This is a genomic window from Sphingopyxis sp. LK2115, assembly GCF_014595975.1.
In the GTDB taxonomy this organism is placed as follows: Bacteria; Pseudomonadota; Alphaproteobacteria; order Sphingomonadales; family Sphingomonadaceae; genus Sphingopyxis.
This window is the reverse complement of the sequence record NZ_JABWGQ010000023.1, coordinates 31,514-52,989: the sequence shown is the minus strand read 5'-3', so window position 1 is coordinate 52,989 and position 21,476 is coordinate 31,514. Positions and strand designations below refer to the sequence as shown.

Here is a 21,476-nt window from a genome sequence, read left to right as displayed (position 1 = left end):
CCCTTGGAAAAGGACATCAGACGGGCCAGCTCAGCAACGCGCGAGCGCCGGGCGCCAGCACGATGCCGTTGGCGCTGTCGGTTGCCGCACATTCGCCAAGCCTGACTACCTCGCCGCCAATGGTGCAGCCTTGTGACAGCGGCGTGAAGATATAGTCCGCGCTGCCCTTGGGCAGATGTGCGGCAGCATCGGTCCCCGCGAGGTGAAGCAGGCGAAAATGCGGACCATCGACGAGCAGATGATTGTCGGTCGCTGCGACCTTGCGATCGCGCGGGTCAGGGCAAGGCGCGGTCATCGAAACCGCAAGGCCGGCGTCCAGATGCAGCTCGCGCGGGCGGCCATAGTCGTAAAGCCGATAGGTGCAGTCGACGTTCTGCTGCACCTCGACGACCGTTAACCCCGCACCAATGGCGTGGATTGTGCCTGCCCGATTATAGACGAAATCGCCGACATGGGCAGCGCGCCAGTCGACCATGTCGACGATGGAGCCGTCGAGCGCCGCGGCATGCAGCGCATCGCATGTCGTCGCGCCGGTGAGGCCCACGCCCAGCTCGGCATCCGGTTCGGCATCGAGGACAAGCCAGCACTCTTCCTTGCCGCGGGGATAGCCCGCGGCAGCCGCAGCCTCATCGCCCGGATGGACCTGAATCGACAGCCGTTCGGAAGTGAACAGGAATTTGACCATGATCGGCGCATCATCGCCGTCGGGGTGCAGAAACCATATCTCGCCGACGCGGCGACCGCCGAAATCGCCAAAGGCGCGCGGAATGTCGGTGCGTCCCCACGGCTTGTCGACGACGATCGTTTCAAGGCGAGTCCACATCGCGCCACCTTGTTGGGCCGCTCGCCGGGCGTCAAGGGCGATCGGTCAGGCGGCGCGGATGAAACGGTTGCCGTTTTCGATACTTGGCTGATCGGGCCACAGCCCGCGCGTATCGTAAACGATCTTGTCGCCGCGTTCCTCGATCGGGATCGACTTGAACAGTTCATGGTCGACAAGGACGATGAGCAGGTCGCAGCTGGCGAGCGCGCTGTCGAGGTCGATCAGCTCGGCGCCCGTGCCGGCGAAGTCCATGGGCAGCCCGCGCGCATAAGGCTCGACGATGCGGATCTGCTGGCCGAAACGCCGGGCGAGCGCGGCGGCGACCTCGACCGCGGGACTTTCGCGGAAATCGTCGATATTGGGCTTGAACGCCAGGCCAAGGCAGGCGACGCGCGCTTCGGGATGCTGCGACACGAGCATTTCGGCGGCGCCGATGACATGCGCGGTCTTTGCGAGGTTGACCTCGCGCGCGGTGCGGATCAGGCGGCTGTGATCGGGCGCGCCATGGACGAGGAACCAGGGATCGACGGCGATGCAATGGCCGCCCACGCCGGGGCCGGGCTGGAGGATGTTGACGCGCGGGTGGCGGTTGGCGAGACGGATTACCTCCCACACATCGACGCCCAGATGCTCCGCCATCATCGACAGTTCGTTGGCAAAGGCGATGTTGACGTCGCGGTAGCTGTTTTCGACGAGCTTCACCATTTCGGCGGCGCGTGCCGAGGTTGTGACGCAGGCCCCGCGCACGAACTGGCGATAGAAGGTCATCGCGCGGCGCGCGCAGCGCGGGGTGATCCCGCCGATGCAGCGGTCGTTGTCGACCAGCTCGACCAGGATGCGCCCCGGCAGCACGCGTTCAGGGCAATAAGCGACGAAGATGTCGGCGGCGCCGACGCAGGCGCCGGGAACTTTCAGGTCGGGGCGCAGCTCGGCGAGCAGCGCCGCGAGCGTTTCGGTCGTGCCGACGGGGGAGGTGGATTCGAGGATGACGAGATTGCCCGCCTTCAGTTTCGGCGCGATCGCGCGGGCGGCCGACAGCACATGGCCGATATCGGGGCGATGCTCGTCATCGTGCGGGGTCGGCACGGCAATCACGAACACGTCGGCGGGGGCCACTTCGGTCGATGCAACAAGCGCGCCACGGGCAACGACGCCCTGGACCAGACCGTCGAGATCGACCTCTTCGATGTGCACCTTGCCGCTGTTGACCGTCTCAACGACATGCTCGCTGACGTCGACGCCGGTGACCTTGCTTCCCGAACGCGCGATCAGCGCGGCGGTGGGCAGGCCGATATAACCCAGGCCAAGGACGGTAACATTCTGGTCGCTGTCAACGGGCACGCGCTACAATCTCCGCAATTCGCTGCGCGGCGCGGCCGTCTCCGAAGGGATTATGCGCGCGCGCCATGGCGTTATAGGCGCCTTCATCGTCCAAAAGGCTGAATATTTCCGAAACGATGCGATTTTTATCGGTGCCGACGAGCCGCGCGGTGCCCGCCGCGACGCCTTCGGGGCGCTCGGTCGTCTCGCGCATCACCAGCACGGGCTTGCCGAGCGAAGGCGCTTCCTCCTGCACCCCGCCGCTGTCGGTGAGCACCAGCGTGCTCAGCGTGAGCAGCCGCACGAAATGCGGATAGTCGAGCGGGTCGATCAGCGCGACATTGGGGAGCGCGCCGAGGATCGGCTCCATCGCGCTGCGAACATGCGGATTGGGATGAACGGGAAAGATCACCGCCACATCAGGACGCGCGGCGATCCCGGCGATGGCTTCGGCAATGGCGGTCATGCCGTCGCCGAAGTTTTCGCGCCGGTGCGAGGTGACGGCGATGATGCGCTTGCCCGCAAAGCGGCGTGCGAGCGGGTCGAGACCCCCCGCCAGCGACGGCTCATCCTTGATTCGCGCCCGCGTCGCGAGCAGCGCGTCGATCACCGTGTTGCCTGTAACGTGAATTCGGTCCGCCGGCACATTTTCAGCGCGCAGCGCCGCCGCCGCGGTTTCGGTCGGCGCGAAATGAAGGTCGGCGACCGCGCCCGTGACCTTGCGGTTCACCTCTTCGGGCCAGGGGTGATAGATGTTGCCGCTGCGCAGCCCCGCCTCGACATGCCCCACCGGGATCTTGCGGAAATAGGCGGCCAGCGTCGCCGCCATCGTCGTCAGCGTGTCGCCATGCACCAGGATGCGGTCGGGCTTTGCGGCGTCGAATGTTTCGCCAAGGCCGGTGACGAGCCGGGCAAGCAGCGCGTCGAGCGACTGGTTGGGCGTCATGACGTCCAGGTCGATATCGGGCACGATCTGGGCGATATCGAGCACCTGGTCGAGCATCTCGCGATGCTGGGCGGTGACGCAGACGCTGACCCGGACGTCGTCGCGAGCCGCGAGCGCGTGAACGACCGGGAACATTTTTATCGCTTCCGGGCGGGTGCCGAAGGTGGTGATGATATGGTCGGCCACGTCGGTACGATCCTGAAAGCCGGTCGAAAAGGCAAGTGTCGGGTTTCTAGACGCAAAGGGTTGTCGTTGTCTTAACCTTTGATCGGCGCGTGAACATCGTGCTCCGCAGGCCAAACGCGGTCGGCGAACGGCCCGGCTCCTTTGGCTGGCCAACCATCGGCGACTTCGCTAAGGGCGGCGTTTCCCGATATTCGCATTCGTTCATGGCAAGGTTTTCTGCGGGCCGATGACTTTTCTTTCCAGGTTCAGGCGGGGTGGGCGCGCATCCGCTTCAGACCAGCGCGCGATGGCCGATGGCATATTGCTCTATGCGATCGGCGATATTCATGGTCGCGACGATCTGTTTGCCGATCTGCTGGACCGGATCGCCGCCGACCGTCGAAACCGGCCGCATGAGCTTTGCGTGCTGGTACTGCTTGGCGATCTTGTGGATCGCGGTCCTGATTCCGATCGGGTCATCGAACGGGCGCTTTCGCTTCGGGCCCACTTCGATCGCGTCCATCATCTGATCGGCAACCACGAGGAATCCATGCTCGCAGCGCTTGCGAACGATGTTCGCGCGCTTCGCTTTTTCGTGCGTATCGGCGGCGATGCGACGGTCAGGAGCTATTTGCGCGACGACGCGCTCTATGATCGATTGACGTTCGAGGAACTGGCGGGCGTTTTCGCCGATGCCGTTCCCCAGTCGCATGTTGATTTCCTTGCCCGGGGGGAGGACATGGTCCGTTACGGCGACTATGTCTTCGTGCATGCGGGGGTCAGGGATTCGGTGCCGCTTGAACGCCAGAAGCTGACCGATCTCCGCTGGATTCGGGAGGAGTTTCTGTCCAGCCGCATGGACCATGGCGCGATGATCGTGCACGGGCACACGATCACCGCGGACATCGAAGAGCGCCCAAACCGCATCGGTATTGATACGGGCGCCTATCGCAGCGGCCGCCTGACCGCCATTGGCCTGTTGGGCACCGAACGCTGGTATCTGCAGACCAGATAGGCGGCGCGTCCGAGGCAGGCGCGTCACTCGCGGCAAGGCAACGGTTCGGCGCATTCATCGGGAAGCAACTTGTGCTTGAATCCGAATGTGACTAATCACCCGGCCGAACGCGTCCGGGACACGAATCCGCAAGCCGGTTCGTGCCGGTTGGATTTGCCTGGAATATGTAATCTGAAGGAAAATATATGCCGGTTCACGCATCTCCGCGACGTTCCGGGCGAGTTCGGAGGCTGCGTCCGGCGACCTGGGCGGCCTTGCTTGCCGCACTGCCGCTGGTGGCGATGACGTCCGGATGCGCCGCACCGCAACTGGGCGGTTCGCCGCACGTCCGTGTCATTCCGGCCGACAGCCTGCCCGAACCCGGCGGCGGCGACACGCTGTCGGACGAGCGACCCTATCTGATCGGGCCTTTCGACCGGCTTACGATCGACGTGTTCGGCATTCTTGAACTCAGCAAGCGCGAAGTGCAGACGGACGCGAGCGGGCGGTTCTCTTTCCCCTTGGCCGGGGTGATCCAGGCAGCGGGAAAAACGCCGGCCGAAGTGGAGCAGGATCTTCGTTCCAAGCTGATGCTGGCGCATATTCGCGATCCGCAAGTCACTGTGAACCTTAAGGAAACAGGCAGCCAGTTCGTGACCGTCGAAGGGCAGGTCCGCAAGCCCGGACTCTATCCGGTGGTCGGTCGGATGACCTTGCTGCGGGCGATCGCCACGGCCGAGGGAACGGCGGAGTTTGCGCGCCTGGACGAGGTTGTCGTGTTCAGGACGGTTGAAGGGCAGAAATATGCTGCGCTGTTCAATCTGAAGGCCATTCGTCGCGGCGCCTACGCCGATCCCGACATTCATGCCAACGACGTGGTGGTTGTTGGCGATTCTGCATCGCGTCGTCTGTTCCGTGATGTCTTGCAGGTCGTCCCCCTGTTGACGACGCCCATCGTCGTCGCGCTGCAGAACAACTGATCCGGTGCTGTTCCGGCGCTGACAGCTGGCAAGGTGGGGCCGGAGAACTCAGCCATGACGACGGTTGCTGTCACCGGCGCATCGGGCTTTCTGGGGCGGCATGTCGTCGAACGGCTTGCCGCATCGGGATATCGGGTTCGCGCGCTGACCCGATCGGGAGCAAAGCCAGCCTCGGCCACCGAGTCGCTTGCGACGGGCGATCTTATCGGGGCGGATCTCATGCGGCTCGTCGATGGATGCGACGTCGTCGTCAACTGCATGGCGCGCGTCCACATTCTGCGGCGCGAGGATCCGGTGCTCGCCGAGCGGCAGTATCGGCTGGTCAATGGCGAGTTTCCCCTGCGCCTTGCCGACGTCGCGCAGCGCGCAGGAGCGACGCGTTTTGTTCAGCTGAGTTCCGTTGCGGCCGTCAGATCGCTGACCCCGGCAGGCAGCGTTGTCGACGATGACTGGTCGCCCGAACCGACGACCCCCTATGGAAAAAGCAAGCTGCTGGCCGACATCGGGCTCGCCGAACGCGATCGCGAGGGGTTTCGGACCGTATCGCTCCGGCCACCGGCGCTGATCGGGCCGGGCGTGACGGCCTGGTTCGCCGCGCTTGCAAAGGCGGCTCGCTTCGCCGTGCCGCTCCCGGTCGGACGGATAGACAATCGCCGCAGTTTTGCTTTCGTGGGCAATGTGGCGGATGCCGTTGCGGCCGCCGTCGGGCAGGATCGGTCGGGATGTTTCATCGTTACCGACAGCGAGCCGCTGTCAACGGCCGCGCTTTACCGCAAACTGCTGAACCGCTTCGGGCGCCCGGATCTTGTGTGGAACTGGCCGCCGGCACTGGTGAGCGGATGCGCACATATTGTTCTGCGCAAGCGGGCGCAAAGCCTGCTTGGCAACGCGGCCTATGATGGCAAGCGGTTCGCGCGTCTTTTCGCGTGGGAACCCGATGTGACGCTCGACGGGGCGATTGGCATGATGGCGGAGGCGAACAAATGATAAAGCGCATGTTCGACCTGATCTTCGCTTCGCTTGCCGTTGTTCTTCTGGCTCCGCTGATGCTTTGCGTGGCGCTGGCGATCCGTCTGGACTCGCCGGGGCCTGCGGTGTTCTGGTCGCAACGCTTTGGTCGCGACAGCCGGTTGTTCCTGATGCCCAAGTTTCGCACGATGCGTGTCGACACGCCGCTGCTGCCGACGCATTTGCTGCAGGACGGGAAAAGCCGGGTGACGCGGATCGGACGCGTCCTGCGGCGAACGAGCCTTGATGAACTGCCGCAGTTCTTCAGCGTGATCCTTGGCGACATGAGCCTGGTCGGACCGCGACCGGCGCTGTTCAATCAGGACGATCTGATGCGTTTGAGGACGGAAACCGGGGTTGCCGCACTTCGGCCGGGAATAACGGGTTGGGCTCAGATTAACGGTCGCGATGAACTGACGATCGACGAGAAAGTGGTGCTGGAACGCGAATATCTGGACCGGATGAACTTCGTCTTCGACCTCAAAATCCTGATCCTGACAGTGTGGCGGGTTCTGGATCGTCGCAGCATTTCGCATTAATGACCGCATCCAGAAGTCTGGATTTCCGATATTCTTACCCCCGTTCGAAGGCCAGCCGTGTTTGAGCGTTTCTTCACCGATGTTTCGACCCATCTGATCACGTCTGCCGCGCGCATGCTTTTCTGGCCGCGGTGGGCGAAGCTCCTGCTTGTTCTCATTTGCGACGCGATCCTGGGATTGGTTGCCTCCGCGATGGCCTTTTCCATTCGGATGGGCGAATGGAGCTCCGACGACTGGCCGGTGCTGCGCTTTGGCCTCACCATGTTGCTGCTATGGTTCCCGATCGCTTACTGGCGCGGCGTTTATTCGGCCATATTTCGCTATGCAGGTCGCGGCGTCTTGATTTCGCTGGCGGTGGCCGTCGCGATGATGACGGTGCCGCTGGTCGTCGTCTATATGTATGTCGGTTATCCCGGCGTGCCCCGGACGGTCGCCATTCTCGGCCCGATCCTGTTTCTCATGCTCATCGGTGTCGCGCGTATCGTCGGCCGATATGTGCTCGTCGATCTTTTCCATTCGCGCGACTTTGTCGGGCGGGAACGAAATGTCCTGATCTACGGGGCCGGCACGACCGGTCAGCGACTGGCAGCGTCATTGAGCTCTGAAGGCGGCCTGCGGCTTGCCGGCTTTGTCGACGATGACCGGACCAAGCGGGGCAAGCGGATCGACGGCGTCCGCATCTTTCACACCGACGATATCGCCAGCGTGCTGAACCAGCTCGACATCACCGACATCATTTTGGCGATGACGCAGGTCGGGGACGCCCGGCGCAAGGAAATTATCCGACATCTCGCTCAGTTCAGCATCAACGTCCAGACGCTCCCGCCGGTTCGCGACATTCTGGAAGGCAAGATTTCGGCGAGCGCGATCCGGCCGATCGAGGTGGAGGATCTGCTTGGCCGCCCACCCGTGAAGGCCGACCGCGAACTGCTGTCGCGATCGGTAAAGGGCAAGCGGGTGATGGTGACCGGCGCCGGCGGTTCGATCGGCAGCGAATTGTGTCGACAGATTCTGCGGCTGGCCCCGCAGTCGCTTACCCTTGTCGAATCCAGCGAATTTTCGCTCTTCCGGCTTCAGAATGAACTGGAAGCGATCCTCGACCGTTTGCCCGATGGCGCCCGGCCCGCGCTTAGGGCCAGATTGTCGAATGTGGCCGATGCCGCGGCGGTCGAGCGGCTGTTCGCCGACGAGGCGCCCGACACCATCTATCATGCGGCGGCCTATAAGCATGTTCCGCTTTTGGAGGAAAATCCGCTGGATGGCGTCGCGAACAATATCCGGGGAACGCGTAACGTCGCCGAGATGGCGGTGGTCAAGGGGGTCGAGCGCTTCATCCTGATCAGCACCGACAAGGCCGTGCGCCCTCCCAATGTCATGGGGGCCAGCAAGCGCGTCTGCGAAATGCTGCTTCAGGACATGAGCCGGTCGCAAAAAGCCGACGGCACGATTTTCTCGATGGTTCGCTTCGGCAATGTGCTCGGATCGAGCGGATCGGTCGTTCCGACCTTTCGGCAGCAGATCGAGCGCGGCGGTCCGGTGACGGTGACCCACCGCGATGTCACACGCTATTTCATGACGATCCCCGAGGCGGCCGAACTGGTGATCCAGGCAGGCAGCATGGCTGTCGGCGGCGAGGTTTTTCTGCTCGACATGGGCGAACCGGTGCGCATCTGGGATCTTGCCGAAACCATGGTGCGATTGTCCGGCCTCACGATCCGCACGCCCGCCAATCCGGACGGAAGCATCGAGATCGTCGAACGCGGGTTGCGCAAGGGCGAGAAACTCTACGAGGAACTTCTTGTCGGCGAGGAATCGCAGCAGACCGCGCATCCACGGATCATGCAGGCGCGCGAGGAATGCGTCAGCCATGAATGTCTCCATGCGAACATCGCCGCGATCGAGGCGGCGATTTCAGCCGCCGATACGGGCGGTTGCCGGGCCGCATTGAAACGGCTAGTGCCCACCCTGCAAGAGCCGACCCCCGTAACCGCCCCTGCGCCGGAACATTAACCAGATGAAAAAGAATATCTTTCGTTCGAGTTCGGCGTCTGAACTGGTGCTTGCCGCTGTCCTGCTGATGGCGCTGCTGCTCGGCGGCAGCGGGCGCGACGACGTCGCCTCGCTGGTCGTTCTGCGCCCGATTTCGGTTCTGGCGCTCGCGGTCGCCCTTTGCCTGCTGCCCGGCGACGTGTGGCAACGGAACAAGGCGTTGCTTGCATGTGCTTTCGCGTCGGTGTTGCTCGTTGCCCTTCAGCTGGTGCCGCTTCCTCCTGCAATCTGGCAAGCGCTGCCCGGGCGCGACCTTGTGGTCGAAATCGACCGCGCGGCGGGGATGGCCGACCTATGGCGACCGATCAGTCTGGTTCCCTATCGCACCGTCAACGCGCTGATGGCGCTGGCGCTGCCGCTCGCGGTTCTTTTGCTCGCGCTGACAATCGAGCGCGAACGTCAGTTCCGTATCGCACTGCTGCTTCTGGCGGGCCTGTTTGCGTCCACCCTGTTGGGTCTTCTTCAGATCATCGGCGGCGAAGGCAATGCTTTCTATCTGTATCGGATCACCAATGACGGGTCGGCGGTTGGCCTGTTCGCCAACCGCAATCACCACGCGGTCGCGCTGGCGATGGGTTTTCCCCTGACAGCCGCGCTCGTCGTGCTGGCCACGCGGATGGCCGAGGAGCGTGCGGGCGCGTTGCAATGGGGCGGGCTTTCCTTTGCGGCGCTGCTTCTGCCGTCCCTGCTGGTTTCCCAGTCGCGAGCGGGGATTCTGGTCGGTCTGGTCGGTCTGGCGTCCGTGCTGTTCGTTCTGAAAGTCTCTCCGTTCCGGATCGCGGGAAGCGGCGGCCGGAACGCGACGTGGAAAACGGCGCTCGCTTTCGTCGCGCTCGTCGCCGTTGCCATCCTGACCGTCCAGATGACCGCGTCCAATTCCTTCGATCGGCTGTTTGCGTCCGGTGTCGGCACGGAAACGTCGCTCCGCTTCAACACCTGGCCCGCGGCGGTCAGACTTGCGTTTGAAAATCTGCCGTTCGGAACGGGCATGGGAACGTTCGTCGAGGCGTATCGCATTGTCGAACCCGATTTCATGTTGCGGCCGCAATATATGAACCATGCCCACAATGACTTCGTGGAACTTTTTCTGACCGGCGGTTTGCCATTTGTCCTGCTTCTGGTCGTGAGCCTGGCCGTTGTCGTGCGCAACTATTTTCGCGGGTCGGCCGAGGATCGCACGGAAGGCTCGCGGATGTTCCGGCGGCTCGGCGCGGTCATCCTGCTGCTGCTGTTTCTGGCGAGCATCTATGATTATCCGCTGCGGACGCCGCTGATGGCGGCGATTTTCGCGCTTGCGCTGGTGTGGACCGCGGGCCGCGCCGGCGCCGATCGGTCGCTGAATGAAGGGACTTGATGCAATGGCCGATCCGTCCGGTGTCGCCCCCGCGGCACAGTCTTTTCGTTGGCAATCAAAAGAACGACTGTTAATCGCGGTCCGGCCCACGCGACGAGCGGGTCCGCATACAGGGTGCCGAACGACCGCCCGATGGCGTGATGCGGGGCGCGTTTCATTTCCTTCGTTTCATGCAGATCGGGTATTATGAACCATATCGAAACTTCGCGTCCTTCGCCGCGACCGCTGGCAACCCTTGCCGGTGATGAGCCGGTCGCTGGTCAGCCGCAAGGCTCTCTCAAGCCGATCGTCATCGAATATCTGCATATTTTCAAACGGCGGAAATGGTGGATCGCGTCGACGATTTGCAGCGCGCTGATTCTCGCGCTCGTCGTGACGCTGCTGATGCGCCCCGTCTATACGGCGACGACCGAGATAGAAATCAGCCGCGAACAGAAGAATATCACGAATGTTGCCGGCGTCGATTCCGAAGCGACGGGCCGCAATCTTGAGTTTTATCAGACGCAATATTCGCTGATGGAAGCGCGTTCGCTGGCCGAGCGTGTTGCCAAGCGTCTGCGTCTTGAAACGAACGAGAATTTCTGGGCCGCGCATGGCATCGACATGTCCGATATTCCGGGCGCCGAGGCCGGGGCGGCCCGGCCGTCGCGCGGATCGAGCGAACGGTTGCGCATTACCGTCGATACGCTGCTTGAGAATGTTGTGATCAGCCCGACCAGGGGGTCGGCGCTCGTCGACGTCAGCTATTCGTCCTATGATCCGGAAATATCCGCGCAGATCGCCAACGCCTGGGCCAATGAGTTCATCGCGCAAAGCATCGCCAGAAAGTTCGATTCGACGGCCGAGGCGCGCAGTTTCCTTGAGCGCCGCCTTGCCGAACTGCGGCAGCGGGTCGAAGATTCGGAGCGTGCGCTGGTCGATTTTGCGTCGAGCCGCAACATCGTCACGATCGGGAGCAACGAAAATGGTGGCGGAAACGGAACGGCGCAGATTCGCGAACGGACGCTGGCGGCCGACAGCCTGAGTTCGCTGAACAGCGAATTGGTGAAGGCGACGGCCGATCGTGTCCTTATGGAATCGCGAACCCGGGCGGTCGGCGCGGTGCGGACCAACGACACGCTTTCGCGACTGCGCGAACAGCGTGCGAAGGATGCCGCCGAATATGCGCAACTGATGCAACAGTTCGATCCCGGCTATCCCGTGGCCTTGGCGTTGCAGCGCCGCATCGACGAGCTGGACCAGTCGATCGCGCGCGAGGAACAGCGCATCGCGCGTGAGGCCCGCGAGGATTATCACGCAGCCGTGGAACGCGAGGAAAATCTGAAAGCGCGCGTGGCCGCATTGTCGAGTCAGGTGCTCGATCAGCGCCGCGACGCCATCCAATACAACATCTATCAGCGCGAGGCCGACACCAACCGGCAGCTTTATGACGCGTTGCTGCAACGCTATAAGGAAATCGGCGTGGCGGGCGTTTCGGCGAACAATATCGCCGTCATCGACCGCGCCGAACCGCCGCGTCTGCCGTCGTCGCCAAAATTGTTCGTCAACCTGTTCATCGCGCTGGTGCTGGGATCGATTGCGGCACTTGTGCTGGTGTTCATCCTGGAACAGTCGCAGGAAGGTGTCAGCGACCCGTCGCGGATCCCCGACCAGTTGGGACTGCCGCTGCTGGGCAGCGTGCCCAAGATCGAAGAGGATGTGGCGATCACCGAAGCGATCCGCGATCCGAAATCGAACGTGTCGGAAGCCTATTTCGCGATCAAGTCGAGCCTCGCCTTCTCGACCTCGCACGGTATCCCGCGGTCGCTGATGGTCGTCAGTTCGCAGCCGGCGGAGGGCAAGAGCATATCGTCGTTGTCGCTCGCCACCGTGCTCGCGCGGATCGGCAAGAAGGTAATCCTGATCGACGTGGACATGCGCAAACCGTCGCTGCACAAACATATCGGGGTGAAGCGCGATCGGGGTGTCAGCAACTATCTTGCGGGTGAGGATGATTATCGTCCGCTCATCAGGGAAGTGATGCCGAACTTCGACTTCATTCCCGCGGGGCCATCGGTGCCGAGTGCGGCGGAGCTGCTGAGCGGCGATCGGATGGCCGACTTCGTGCGCACGCTTGAGAAACATTATGACCATGTCATCGTCGATTCGGCGCCGATCATCGGACTGGCCGATGCGCCGCTGCTCAGCCGGACGGTGGAAGCGGTGGTGGTTGTGATCGAAGCGGGCCGCGTTCCGCTTCGCGGCATCAACTCGGCGCTATCGCGACTGCGCTCGGCGGGCGCGCCGCTTATCGGTGTCATCTTGACCAAGCTCGACAAGCGCGATTCGGAATATGGCTATGGCTATGCCTATTCCTATGAGTATGCGAGCCGGGGCGCCGACGCCGAACCGGCCAAGGGCTGACCCGATGGCCGGACTGCGCGCTGTTTCGTTGAGATCGCTTGGCGTGGGCCGGCTGCTCGTGCTGGCGGCGGGCGGGGTGCTTGCCCTTTATGCAGCGGCCTTCTCGTTCGCGATCATCTTTTCGGGCCAGCAGCCATTCGTCACAATGGCCATCGTGCCATGGCACAGCACGGCTCCGACCGATGTCGCCGACAAGCTGATGGTGGCCGTGGCCCAGGAAAAGTTTCGCGAGGCAGGAGGGCGCGACGCCGAACTGGCCGCGCGGATGACCGCGCTGCTGAGTCGCGTCGGGCCATCCTTGCCTGCGGAAAAAGCGGCGCCGATACGAAAACTTGCGCTCGACGGGCTGTCGCAATCGGCACTCAACAGCGCAGCGCTCCGCCAGCTGGCGTTTCTGGAAAAGGACGAAATAAAGCGGAAACGCCTGCTCGACCTTGCCTTGCAGGTGTCGCGCCGCGACGTGCTGGCCGGTGTGCAGTCGGCCGAGATGAAGTTTCTCGACAATAGACCGGACGCCGGACTGGCCGATCTCGATCGTGCGCTCACCGTTTCCGTGAAAGCCGACGATCTTGTCCTGCCGATCATCCTGCAAGCGTCGAGCGATCCCCAGGCACGCGCGCAGATCAAGCGTCGTGTGGCGAGAAATCCCCTGTGGATCGAACGTCTTGTTCGCTACGGTATCGACAATCCGGCCTTTGCGCCGCGTGTTGCCGACATCGTTTCGGCGATCCCGGCGCGTTCGACGGCGCGCGCGCCAGGCTATGGGCAGCAGTTGATCGACATCCTCGTCGGCGCGCGCGAATATCGCGCCGCTTTCGAGGTCTATGATGTCTATTCGCCCGCCCGTCAGGCCGTAGCGCACATCGGCCGGGGTGCCTTCAGACCGATTGATTGGCAGTTGACCGATAATTATGACGCCGGTGGCCGCGAACTGTCCGAACGCGAAGCGGATATATTTGCAAGCCCGGGGCGTCAGGGAGAGGTCGCGCGGATTCTGATGCGGTCGCCTCCCGGCAACTACCGCTTCGCCCTGCGTGTGCGTGACGTCGAATCGGCCGAAGGGCGATTGACGTTCAATATGCTGTGTCTTCAGGGCAAACAGGAAAGCCAGGGTGCGTCGCTCAGCCTGCCATTGCGGCAGGGCAGGCTGCGTTTCGATTATCGCGTGCCGACGACGGGATGCAGTTACCAGTGGCTCATTCTGGGTGTCGGGGCCGAACTTGACTCGGCCGCGGCGTTGCTCGACTCCTTCTCATTGTCGCGCGAACCGGCCCCGGCCGCCGCCCCCGGAAACTGATGTCGGTTCTGGCGATCATTCCGGCCCGCGGCGGTTCCAAGGGTGTCCCCGGAAAGAATCTGCGGCCGCTGGCCGGAAAGCCGCTGATTGCCTGGAGCATCGAGCAGGCGCTGGCGGCGAAGGGTGTGTCCGACGTGCTTGTGTCGACCGACGCCGAGGACATAGCCGATGTTGCGCGGTCCTTTGGCGCCGACGTGCCATTTCTGCGTCCCGCCGAACTGGCGACCGACACGGCCCCGACCGAACCCGTCATGCTGCATGCGGTTGAACGGATGGAGGCGATGGGGGGGAAGCGGTACGAAACGATCCTGCTGCTGCAACCGACGTCGCCGCTTCGTTTGCCGGGAACGATCGACGGGGCGCTCGGTGCCTTTGCGGCGGATAATGCCGACAGTCTGCTTGGCGTCGTCGAAAGCCACGCCTTTTTCTGGCAGACGGATCCGGTCCGCGCATCCTATGACTATACCAATCGCCCGCGACGCCAGGATATTGCCGAAACAGATCGTCATTATCGCGAAACGGGCTCCTTATATTTGACAAAAAGGGACATTCTCCTGGAAAAACGCAATCGCCTGGCGGGGCGCATCGCCCTCTACCGCATGCGCGAATGCGAAGGCTGGGAAATCGACTCCGAAATCGACTTCGAGATCGTCGAAGCGCTGATGAAACAGGAACTCTCCAAGTGATTATCGAACGGAATATTGCGCCGCTGATCGTCTTTGCCGAAGAAGATATTGTATCGGCTCTTCGCAAGATCAGCGTCAACCAGCGCGGGTTCGTGCTGTGCGTTTCGGCGTCGGGAAAGCTCGAAGCGGTATTGACGGACGGCGACGTGCGCCGCTGGCTCGTCGACGGCGGCCGGTTCGATTTCAGCGTCAGCGCGGCGATGGTGGCGAACAAACAATTTGTCGCGGCGCGCGACGGAGCCAGCGATGATGAGGTGAACGACCTGTTTTCCGAAAGGGTGACCTTCGTTCCCATCGTCGATGGACAGCATCATCTGCGCGCCGTCGCGTTCAAGGGTCGGCCGGTTGTCCGGATCGGCGACCGGTCAATCGGCCCGGACAGCCCGTCCTATATCATCGCCGAAATCGGCAATAATCACAATGGCAGCATCGAACTGGCGAAGCGTCTGGTCGAACTTGCGGTCGAGGCGGGGGCCGACTGCGCGAAGTTTCAGATGCGTGACATGTCGAGCCTTTACCGCAACGAAGGCGATTCCGATGACGCAAGCGCGGACCTGGGCGCCCAATATACGCTGGACCTGCTGTCGCGCTTTCAACTGCCCGTCGATGAATTGTTGGAAGTGTTCGACTATTGCCGGGAACTGGGCATCCAGCCGCTGTGCACCCCCTGGGACGAAGCGAGCCTGGCCCGGCTGGAGAGTTATGGCATGCCGGCCTATAAGCTGGCGTCGGCCGATTTGACCAACCACCCGTTGTTGAGCGCCATGGCCCGGACCGGAAAGACGCTGATCTGTTCGACCGGCATGTCGACGCAGAGCGAGATCGAAAGCGCGATTGCCGTGTTGAAGCGTCACACCGCCCCCTATGTGCTGCTCCACTGCAACTCGACCTATCCGGCGCCGTTCAAGGATATCAACCTGGCCTATATCAAAAGGCTGCAGAAACTTTCGGGCGGGGTTGTCGGCTATTCGGGGCACGAGCGCGGCTATTCCGTTCCCGTCGCGGCCGTGGCGATGGGGGCAAAGGTCATCGAGAAACATTTCACCGTCGATCGGGGAATGGAAGGAAATGATCATCGGGTCAGCCTGCTGCCCGACGAATTCGCGGCGATGGTGCGCGCCATCCGGGAGGTCGAGGAAGCCATGGGATATGGCGGCGCGCGCGGCATCACGCAGGGCGAAATGATGAACCGCGAAGTTCTGGCCAAGAGCCTGGTCGCCGCGCGGCCGATCAGGGCCGGTCAGATCATCGCCGACGAGGATGTCCAGATCCGCAGTCCGGGGCAGGGGTTGCAACCATATTTCCGCGGCGAACTGGTCGGGCGAACCGCGAAGCGCGACATGATCGAGGGCGATTTTTTCTTCCAGAGCGACCTGGTGGATGCGGTGGCCAAGGCGCGCGAATATCGGTTCGATCGTCCTTTCGGTGTTCCCGTGCGATACCACGACCTGCGCAAGCTGGTCGACGCCACCAATCTCGACCTTGTCGAGTTTCATCTGAGCTACAAGGATATGGAGCTTGACCCCGGCAAGATTCTGGATGGCCAGCAATTCGCTGTCGCACTCGTCGTGCATAGCCCCGAACTGTTCGCCGGCGACCATATCATGGATCTGTGTTCGGAGGATCAGGCCTATCGCCAGCGATCGATGGATGAGCTGCAGCGCGTGATCGACATTACGCGGGCGCTGAAACCCTATTTCACAAAATCCGGTCGTCCGCCGATCATCATCAATGCAGGCGGCTTTTCCGCAGACGGTCCGATCACCGCGGACAAGCGGCCGGCGATGTATGACCGTATCGCCGATGCGCTGTCGCGGCTGGACAGCGAAGGGGTGGAAATCATTCCCCAGACGATGCCGCCCTATCCGTGGCATTTCGGCGGACAACGGTATCACAACCTGTTCCTGTCGGCCGAGGACATTGTCGGCTTCTGCTCGAAACATGGGTATCGGGTCTGCCTTGACGTATCGCACTCGGCGCTGGCGGCAACCCATCTCAAGACCAGTTTTCAGGAATTGTTGCGGCAAGTCGGACCGTATACGCGCCACATTCATATCGTCGACGCTGCGGGTATCGACGGCGAAGGCCTTCAGATCGGCGACGGCACCGTCGATTTCGCCATGGTCGCCGACGTTCTGCGCGAAACGGCACCCGATGCCAGCTTTATTCCAGAGATATGGCAAGGCCACAAGGATGACGGCGCGGGGTTCTGGCAGGCGCTGGACCGCCTCGAACAATGGTTTTGAACGACGCCGATTCCCCGCGATTTCTTGTCATCGGGACAGGGTCAATCGGTCGGCGGCACGTCGCAAACCTGAAGGGCCTGGTCCCGGGTGGGCGGCTGGCGTTTCTTCGTCACGAGGGCGGGGCCGACGATTATTCGTCGATGATGCAGGCTCATGTGTTCCGGGCACTGGACCAGGCCATCGAATGGCGCCCTGCCATGGCGATCGTCGCGTCGCCGTCGGACCGCCATTTCGATACGCTGCCGACACTCCTCGCCGCGGGGATCCCCACGTTCATCGAAAAACCTGTGGTGATCCGCGCGGAGGATTGCGCCTATCTGGAAGGATTGCGACGCGTCGACCTGCCTCCAACGCAGGTGGGCTGTGTTCTGCGGTTCACCGACCTGGTGGTCCGTCTCAAAAGCTGGCTCGATGAAGGTCGGCTCGGAAGGCTGATCCGCGCCCGTTTCGAATGCGGCCAATATCTGCCCGACTGGCGCCCCGGCAGCGATTATCGCACATCCTATTCGGCCTCGCGGGAGCGTGGGGGCGGCGTGATTTTTGATCTTGTCCACGAAATCGACCTGGCGGTGATGTTCTTCGGCGATTGCACATTGTTGCACGCCGTGCGGGACCAGCGAAGCTCGCTTCACATCACGAGCGAGGACGTCGCGCTGCTCCATCTGCGCGCGGCCGACGGATTGCCGGTCGAGATCGCGCTTGACTATGTGTCGCGCACGCCGCGGCGCGAGATCCGCGTCATTGGCGAGGAAGCGACGGCGACGCTCGATTTCCGCGCTGCAACGCTCGTCTTGCACGGTGCCAGCGGCGAAGAGCAGCGGGTTGTCGGCGCTGCATCGGCTGATGCGGCCTATCGGCTTGAGCTTGCGGAACTGCTCGATGCGGCGCATGGGCGGGGCATGACGCGGTTGCCGCTGCACGAGGGTTTGAAGGCCACCCGGCTCGCTATCGCGGCGCACGCATTTGTCGATCAGGGCGGGGACGGGAATTGAGCACCATCTGTACGATTTGCGCGCGCGGAGGGTCGCGGGGCGTGCCGGGAAAGAATATCCGCCCGCTGCTTGGCAAGCCGTTGATTGTCCATACGATCGAAATGGCGTTGGCGCATTCGCGCATCGATCGTGTCTTTGTGTCGACCGACAGCGAAGCGATTGCCGATATTGCGCGGGCGGCGGGGGCAACCGTTCCTTATCGGCGTCCGGCTGAACTCGCGACCGATACGGCCGGAAAGCTTCCGGTCATTCGGCATCTGGTCGAACATGTCGAGGCCGCCGGTTGTGACGTGGACCGGATTGTCGATCTGGACCCGACGTCGCCCCTGCGACTGTCCGCCGACATTGATGCCTGTCTTGATCTGGTCGATGCGGGCGCCGAAGCGGTGATTACGGCTTTCGAGGCCGAAAAGAACCCTTATTTCAATATGGTTGAGGTTGACGAAACCGGGATTGCCCGGCTTTCGAAGCGGTCGGAATCGGGGCATGTGGTCGCACGTCAGGCGGCGCCGCCGGTTTATGCGATGAATGCGTCCATCTATGTGTGGAAACGTCACGCGCTCGGCACCGTCCTTTGGGACAGCGAGCCGCGGCTCCATGTCATGCCGCGCGAAAGATCCATCGACATCGATTCCGAGCTGGACTTCAAGCTCGTCGAACTTTTGATGCGGGAAGGGGCGGGCCAGTGAACAAGGATCGTCCGTTGTCGGGAAAACTTGTCGTGCTGACGGGCGCGGGCGGCATCATCGGGCGCGTCGCGGCCGAACGGTTCGTCCGCAATGGCGCGCGCCTGGTGATGGTCGACCGCTGCGAGCGGGCCCTGGAAGCCGCGCGAGACGCGCTGCAGGAGGACAAGGCGGCCGCATTCGCCATGCCCTGCGATTTGACCGACCCCGGGCAGGTGGCCGAGCTGGCTGCGAGTGTCGAGGCCAGACATGGCCCGGTCGACGCATTGTTCAACAATGTCGCCGGCAAATCGAAGAACATCTTTGCGCCGTTCGAGCATTTCCCGCTGGACGAGTGGAATGAAGTGATGGCGATAAACCTGACGACGGCCATGCTGTGCTGTCAGCATTTCGGCCCGCTCATGGCGGCGCGGGGCCGGGGAACGATCGTCAATACGCTGTCCATTTACGGCATCGTTGCCCCCGACCAGCGCATTTACGAAGGCGCGGAGTATGAGGGGCGCGCGATCAATTCACCTGCGGTCTACAGCGCTGCCAAGGCGGGTCTTTGGGGCCTCACCAAATATCTCGCCACTTATTGGGGTTCAAAGGGCGTGCGGGTGAATGCCGTGACACCCGGAGGCGTGTTCAGCGGTCAGAACGAGACGTTCGTGGGTCGCTATTCGGCGCGAGTGCCGATGGGGCGCATGGCGAAAGCCGAGGAGATCGCGGACGCCATGCTGTTTCTTGCGAGCGACGGTGCCTCTTATATCAATGGCCAGAATATCGTGGTTGACGGAGGATTGACGGCATGGTGAGCGGCGAAGGTTCCGGCGGGCGAACATTCGTTATCGGGGAAGCGGGCGTAAACCACGACGGATCGCTGGACAAGGCGTTGCGCCTGGTCGACATTGCCGCCGACGCAGGAGCCGATGCGGTCAAGTTCCAGACATTTCGAACCGATGAAGTCGTCACCCCCGATGCGCAGAAGGCGGCCTATCAACAGCGTCAAACCGGCGCGGGCACGCAATATGAGATGATCCGGGCACTCGAACTGGACGATGCCGCGCATGAACGGATCGCGCGTCATTGCGCCGAGCGGGGGATCGAGTTCATGTCGACGCCCTTTGCGCCCTGGGCGGTCGACATGCTGATCGGCCTGGGGATGAAAAGGATCAAGATCGCTTCCGGCGAGATTGTGAACAAGCCGCTGATCGACAAGGTCGCAAGCGTCGGCTGTCCGATCATCCTGTCGACGGGCATGGCCGATCTTGCCGAGGTCGTCCGGGCCGTGGACTGGATTCGCGCGGCGCAGGGCGCGGCGGGTGTGTCCGCTTCGCCGGGAGACCTGGTTGTTCTGCACTGCACATCCGAATATCCGGCTCCGGCAGCGAGCGTGAACCTGCGCGCAATGGACACATTGGCCGCGGAACTTGACCTGCCGGTGGGCTATTCGGATCATAGCCTGGGAACAGAGATTGCGGTCGCAGCGGTCGCGCGCGGCGCAACGGTGATTGAAAAGCATTTTACGGAAAACAGCCGGGATCACGGCCCCGATCATGCGGCGTCGCTGGAACCCCGGCAGTTGCGCGCGATGATCGACGCCATTCGTCATGTCGAACTTGCTCTCGGCGACGGCGTCAAGCGTCCCATGCCGGTCGAGATTCCGACGCGCACCCTGGTTCGCCGCAGTGCTTTCGCGCGGGCCGATATCAAAAAAGGGGACAGGCTGACCGCTGCGACCATCGCCTTTCTGCGGCCTGGTGACGGTATCGGCCCTGAACGCGCGGACTGGCTTTTCGGGCGCACGGCGACGCGCGACATCGCGCGGGGCAGCAAGCTGTGTCAGGACGACATCGGGTGACCCGATCGAAACGCATCGTCTATCTGACAGGGACGCGGGCCGATTTCGGCCTGATGCTGCCCACACTCCGGGCGATCGACCAATCGCCGCGCCTGGAACTGCGACTGATCGTCACGGGAATGCATCTGTCGGACCGGTTCGGTCGCACCGAGCGGGAGGTCAGCGCGTCCGGTCTTGCAGTCGACCGGACGATCCCGGTCCCGATCGACAATGACAGCGGTCACGGCATGGGCCTGTCGGCCGGCCTCATTACCTGCGGCGTTGCCGACTATCTGGCGGAAAATTGTTGCGACGCGCTGTTGCTGCTGGGCGATCGCGGCGAGATGCTGGGCGCGGCGACGGCTGCGCTCTTTGCAGATGTGCCGATCGTTCATGTTGCGGGGGGCGACCGATCGGGCTCGGTCGACGAATCCATCCGCCACGCCATTTCCAAACTGGCGCATATCCATTGTGTGTCGAACGACGATGCGCGCCAGCGCCTGATTCGCATGGGGGAGGACCCCGACCGGATATTCGATGTGGGCGCACCGGGGCTTGTCGGTCTGGCGGCGCCGGATCGTGCGACTGCCGTGACCGTTCGCAATCGTTATGGGGTCACGGAGGACGAGCCATTTGTCCTGCTGCTTTTTCACCCCGTCGTTCAGCAGGCTGCCGAAGCGGGAGTGCAATGGCGAGCCATTTTCGACGCGCTGGCGGACCATCCGTTCCGATGCGTGGCGTTGATGCCGAACGCCGACCATGGCACCACGGCCATTCGGAACGAAATCGAATCGATGCAGGATGCGGGGCGGCTCGCGGTGATTGATCACATGCCGAGGGCGGATTATCTCGCCATGCTTGCCGAATGCCGTTTCCTGATTGGCAATTCTTCGAGCGGTATTGTCGAGGCGGCGACATTCGGAACGCCGGTCGTGAACGTCGGCGAAAGGCAGGTTGGCAGGCTGCGGAGCGCGAACATTTTCGACGCTCCGCCCGAACGCGATGCGATCGGTCGCGCGATAGCGAAGGCGATCACTTTCGATTCGCACGGCTTGCGCAATGTTTATGGCGAACCGCATGCCGACGTCAGGATTTGCGAAATACTGGAAAAGACCGATTTTTCCGATCCCGCGCTGCGGATGAAGGTCAATGCATATTAGGGGGCC

General features: G+C 62.6%; 18 protein-coding genes. 15 read left to right on the top strand and 3 right to left on the bottom strand.

Annotated features, from left to right (window positions below; genetic code table 11):
- Positions 1-16 precede the first annotated feature (16 nt).
- The 3 genes from HUW43_RS03905 to wecB are packed head-to-tail and all read right to left on the bottom strand — an operon-like array spanning position 17 to position 3,224.
- On the bottom strand, positions 17-823 hold the full coding sequence (locus HUW43_RS03905) for a class I mannose-6-phosphate isomerase (RefSeq protein ID WP_188236178.1): 807 nt from the start codon (positions 821-823) through the stop codon (positions 17-19).
- Positions 824-868: 45 nt separating this feature from the next.
- Entirely contained in the window at positions 869-2,164 is a 1,296-nt protein-coding gene (wecC, locus tag HUW43_RS03900; RefSeq protein WP_188236177.1) for a UDP-N-acetyl-D-mannosamine dehydrogenase, read from the bottom strand.
- Positions 2,154-3,224: a non-hydrolyzing UDP-N-acetylglucosamine 2-epimerase gene (wecB, locus tag HUW43_RS03895; RefSeq protein ID WP_223181269.1), complete on the bottom strand. Its 1,071-nt coding sequence runs from the start codon at positions 3,222-3,224 to the stop codon at positions 2,154-2,156. Before wecB ends, wecC begins: the two co-directional genes overlap by 11 nt.
- Positions 3,225-3,576: 352 nt before the next feature.
- On the opposite strand from wecB, the gene HUW43_RS03890 reads away from it, so the two are divergent.
- The 15 genes from HUW43_RS03890 (at position 3,577) to neuC (ending at position 21,470) form a co-directional block, all read left to right on the top strand.
- A complete protein-coding gene (locus HUW43_RS03890) occupies positions 3,577-4,269 on the top strand; it encodes a metallophosphoesterase (RefSeq protein ID WP_223181263.1) in 693 nt (230 codons plus the stop codon).
- A 185-nt stretch (positions 4,270-4,454) separates the two neighbouring features.
- Positions 4,455-5,228 carry a polysaccharide biosynthesis/export family protein gene (locus tag HUW43_RS03885; RefSeq protein WP_188236174.1) on the top strand — a complete coding sequence of 258 codons (774 nt, stop codon included), beginning with the start codon at positions 4,455-4,457 and terminating at the stop codon, positions 5,226-5,228.
- A 54-nt stretch (positions 5,229-5,282) separates the two neighbouring features.
- Entirely contained in the window at positions 5,283-6,215 is a 933-nt protein-coding gene (locus HUW43_RS03880; protein ID WP_188236173.1) for an NAD-dependent epimerase/dehydratase family protein, read from the top strand.
- An 8-nt stretch (positions 6,216-6,223) separates the two neighbouring features.
- Positions 6,224-6,775, top strand: a complete 552-nt coding sequence (locus HUW43_RS03875; protein ID WP_262926784.1) for a sugar transferase — start codon at positions 6,224-6,226, stop codon at positions 6,773-6,775.
- Between the two features lie 210 nt (positions 6,776-6,985).
- Positions 6,986-8,785 carry a polysaccharide biosynthesis protein gene (locus tag HUW43_RS03870; RefSeq protein WP_223181262.1) on the top strand — a complete coding sequence of 600 codons (1,800 nt, stop codon included), beginning with the start codon at positions 6,986-6,988 and terminating at the stop codon, positions 8,783-8,785.
- A 4-nt stretch (positions 8,786-8,789) separates the two neighbouring features.
- Positions 8,790-10,178 carry an O-antigen ligase family protein gene (locus HUW43_RS03865; protein WP_188236170.1) on the top strand — a complete coding sequence of 463 codons (1,389 nt, stop codon included), beginning with the start codon at positions 8,790-8,792 and terminating at the stop codon, positions 10,176-10,178.
- Between the two features lie 186 nt (positions 10,179-10,364).
- On the top strand, positions 10,365-12,581 hold the full coding sequence (locus HUW43_RS03860) for a GumC family protein (protein ID WP_188236169.1): 2,217 nt from the start codon (positions 10,365-10,367) through the stop codon (positions 12,579-12,581).
- A 4-nt stretch (positions 12,582-12,585) separates the two neighbouring features.
- Complete coding sequence (locus tag HUW43_RS03855) at positions 12,586-13,878, top strand: hypothetical protein (protein WP_188236168.1); 1,293 nt, start codon at positions 12,586-12,588, stop codon at positions 13,876-13,878.
- Complete coding sequence (locus HUW43_RS03850) at positions 13,878-14,564, top strand: acylneuraminate cytidylyltransferase family protein (RefSeq protein WP_188236167.1); 687 nt, start codon at positions 13,878-13,880, stop codon at positions 14,562-14,564. Before HUW43_RS03855 ends, HUW43_RS03850 begins: the two co-directional genes overlap by 1 nt.
- Positions 14,561-16,810, top strand: a complete 2,250-nt coding sequence (locus HUW43_RS03845) for an N-acetylneuraminate synthase family protein (protein ID WP_188236166.1) — start codon at positions 14,561-14,563, stop codon at positions 16,808-16,810. Before HUW43_RS03850 ends, HUW43_RS03845 begins: the two co-directional genes overlap by 4 nt.
- Positions 16,801-17,802, top strand: a complete 1,002-nt coding sequence (locus tag HUW43_RS03840; RefSeq protein ID WP_188236165.1) for a Gfo/Idh/MocA family protein — start codon at positions 16,801-16,803, stop codon at positions 17,800-17,802. Before HUW43_RS03845 ends, HUW43_RS03840 begins: the two co-directional genes overlap by 10 nt.
- On the top strand, positions 17,799-18,491 hold the full coding sequence (locus HUW43_RS03835; RefSeq protein WP_188236164.1) for a cytidylyltransferase domain-containing protein: 693 nt from the start codon (positions 17,799-17,801) through the stop codon (positions 18,489-18,491). Before HUW43_RS03840 ends, HUW43_RS03835 begins: the two co-directional genes overlap by 4 nt.
- 32 nt (positions 18,492-18,523) lie before the next feature.
- A complete protein-coding gene (locus tag HUW43_RS03830; RefSeq protein ID WP_317450813.1) occupies positions 18,524-19,285 on the top strand; it encodes an SDR family oxidoreductase in 762 nt (253 codons plus the stop codon).
- Entirely contained in the window at positions 19,279-20,331 is a 1,053-nt protein-coding gene (gene neuB, locus HUW43_RS03825) for an N-acetylneuraminate synthase (RefSeq protein ID WP_188236162.1), read from the top strand. The genes HUW43_RS03830 and neuB overlap by 7 nt, the downstream gene beginning before the upstream one ends.
- Positions 20,328-21,470, top strand: coding sequence for a UDP-N-acetylglucosamine 2-epimerase (gene neuC / locus HUW43_RS03820; RefSeq protein ID WP_188236161.1), 1,143 nt, complete (start codon positions 20,328-20,330; stop codon positions 21,468-21,470). The genes neuB and neuC overlap by 4 nt, the downstream gene beginning before the upstream one ends.
- Positions 21,471-21,476: the final 6 nt, after the last annotated feature.

Excerpts from the sequence above, each read along its gene's own strand:
- HUW43_RS03905 (WP_188236178.1), bottom strand. The coding sequence starts at position 823 with ATGTGGACTCGCCTTGAAACGATCGTCGTCGACAAGCCGTGGGGACGC.
- wecB (WP_223181269.1), bottom strand. The coding sequence starts at position 3,224 with ATGTTCCCGGTCGTTCACGCGCTCGCGGCTCGCGACGACGTCCGGGTC.
- HUW43_RS03885 (WP_188236174.1), top strand. The coding sequence starts at position 4,455 with ATGCCGGTTCACGCATCTCCGCGACGTTCCGGGCGAGTTCGGAGGCTG.
- HUW43_RS03880 (WP_188236173.1), top strand. The coding sequence starts at position 5,283 with ATGACGACGGTTGCTGTCACCGGCGCATCGGGCTTTCTGGGGCGGCAT.
- HUW43_RS03875 (WP_262926784.1), top strand. The coding sequence starts at position 6,224 with ATGTTCGACCTGATCTTCGCTTCGCTTGCCGTTGTTCTTCTGGCTCCG.
- HUW43_RS03870 (WP_223181262.1), top strand. The coding sequence starts at position 6,986 with ATGGGCGAATGGAGCTCCGACGACTGGCCGGTGCTGCGCTTTGGCCTC.
- HUW43_RS03865 (WP_188236170.1), top strand. The coding sequence starts at position 8,790 with ATGAAAAAGAATATCTTTCGTTCGAGTTCGGCGTCTGAACTGGTGCTT.
- HUW43_RS03860 (WP_188236169.1), top strand. The coding sequence starts at position 10,365 with ATGAACCATATCGAAACTTCGCGTCCTTCGCCGCGACCGCTGGCAACC.
- HUW43_RS03855 (WP_188236168.1), top strand. The coding sequence starts at position 12,586 with ATGGCCGGACTGCGCGCTGTTTCGTTGAGATCGCTTGGCGTGGGCCGG.
- HUW43_RS03850 (WP_188236167.1), top strand. The coding sequence starts at position 13,878 with ATGTCGGTTCTGGCGATCATTCCGGCCCGCGGCGGTTCCAAGGGTGTC.
- HUW43_RS03840 (WP_188236165.1), top strand. The coding sequence starts at position 16,801 with ATGGTTTTGAACGACGCCGATTCCCCGCGATTTCTTGTCATCGGGACA.
- neuB (WP_188236162.1), top strand. The coding sequence starts at position 19,279 with ATGGTGAGCGGCGAAGGTTCCGGCGGGCGAACATTCGTTATCGGGGAA.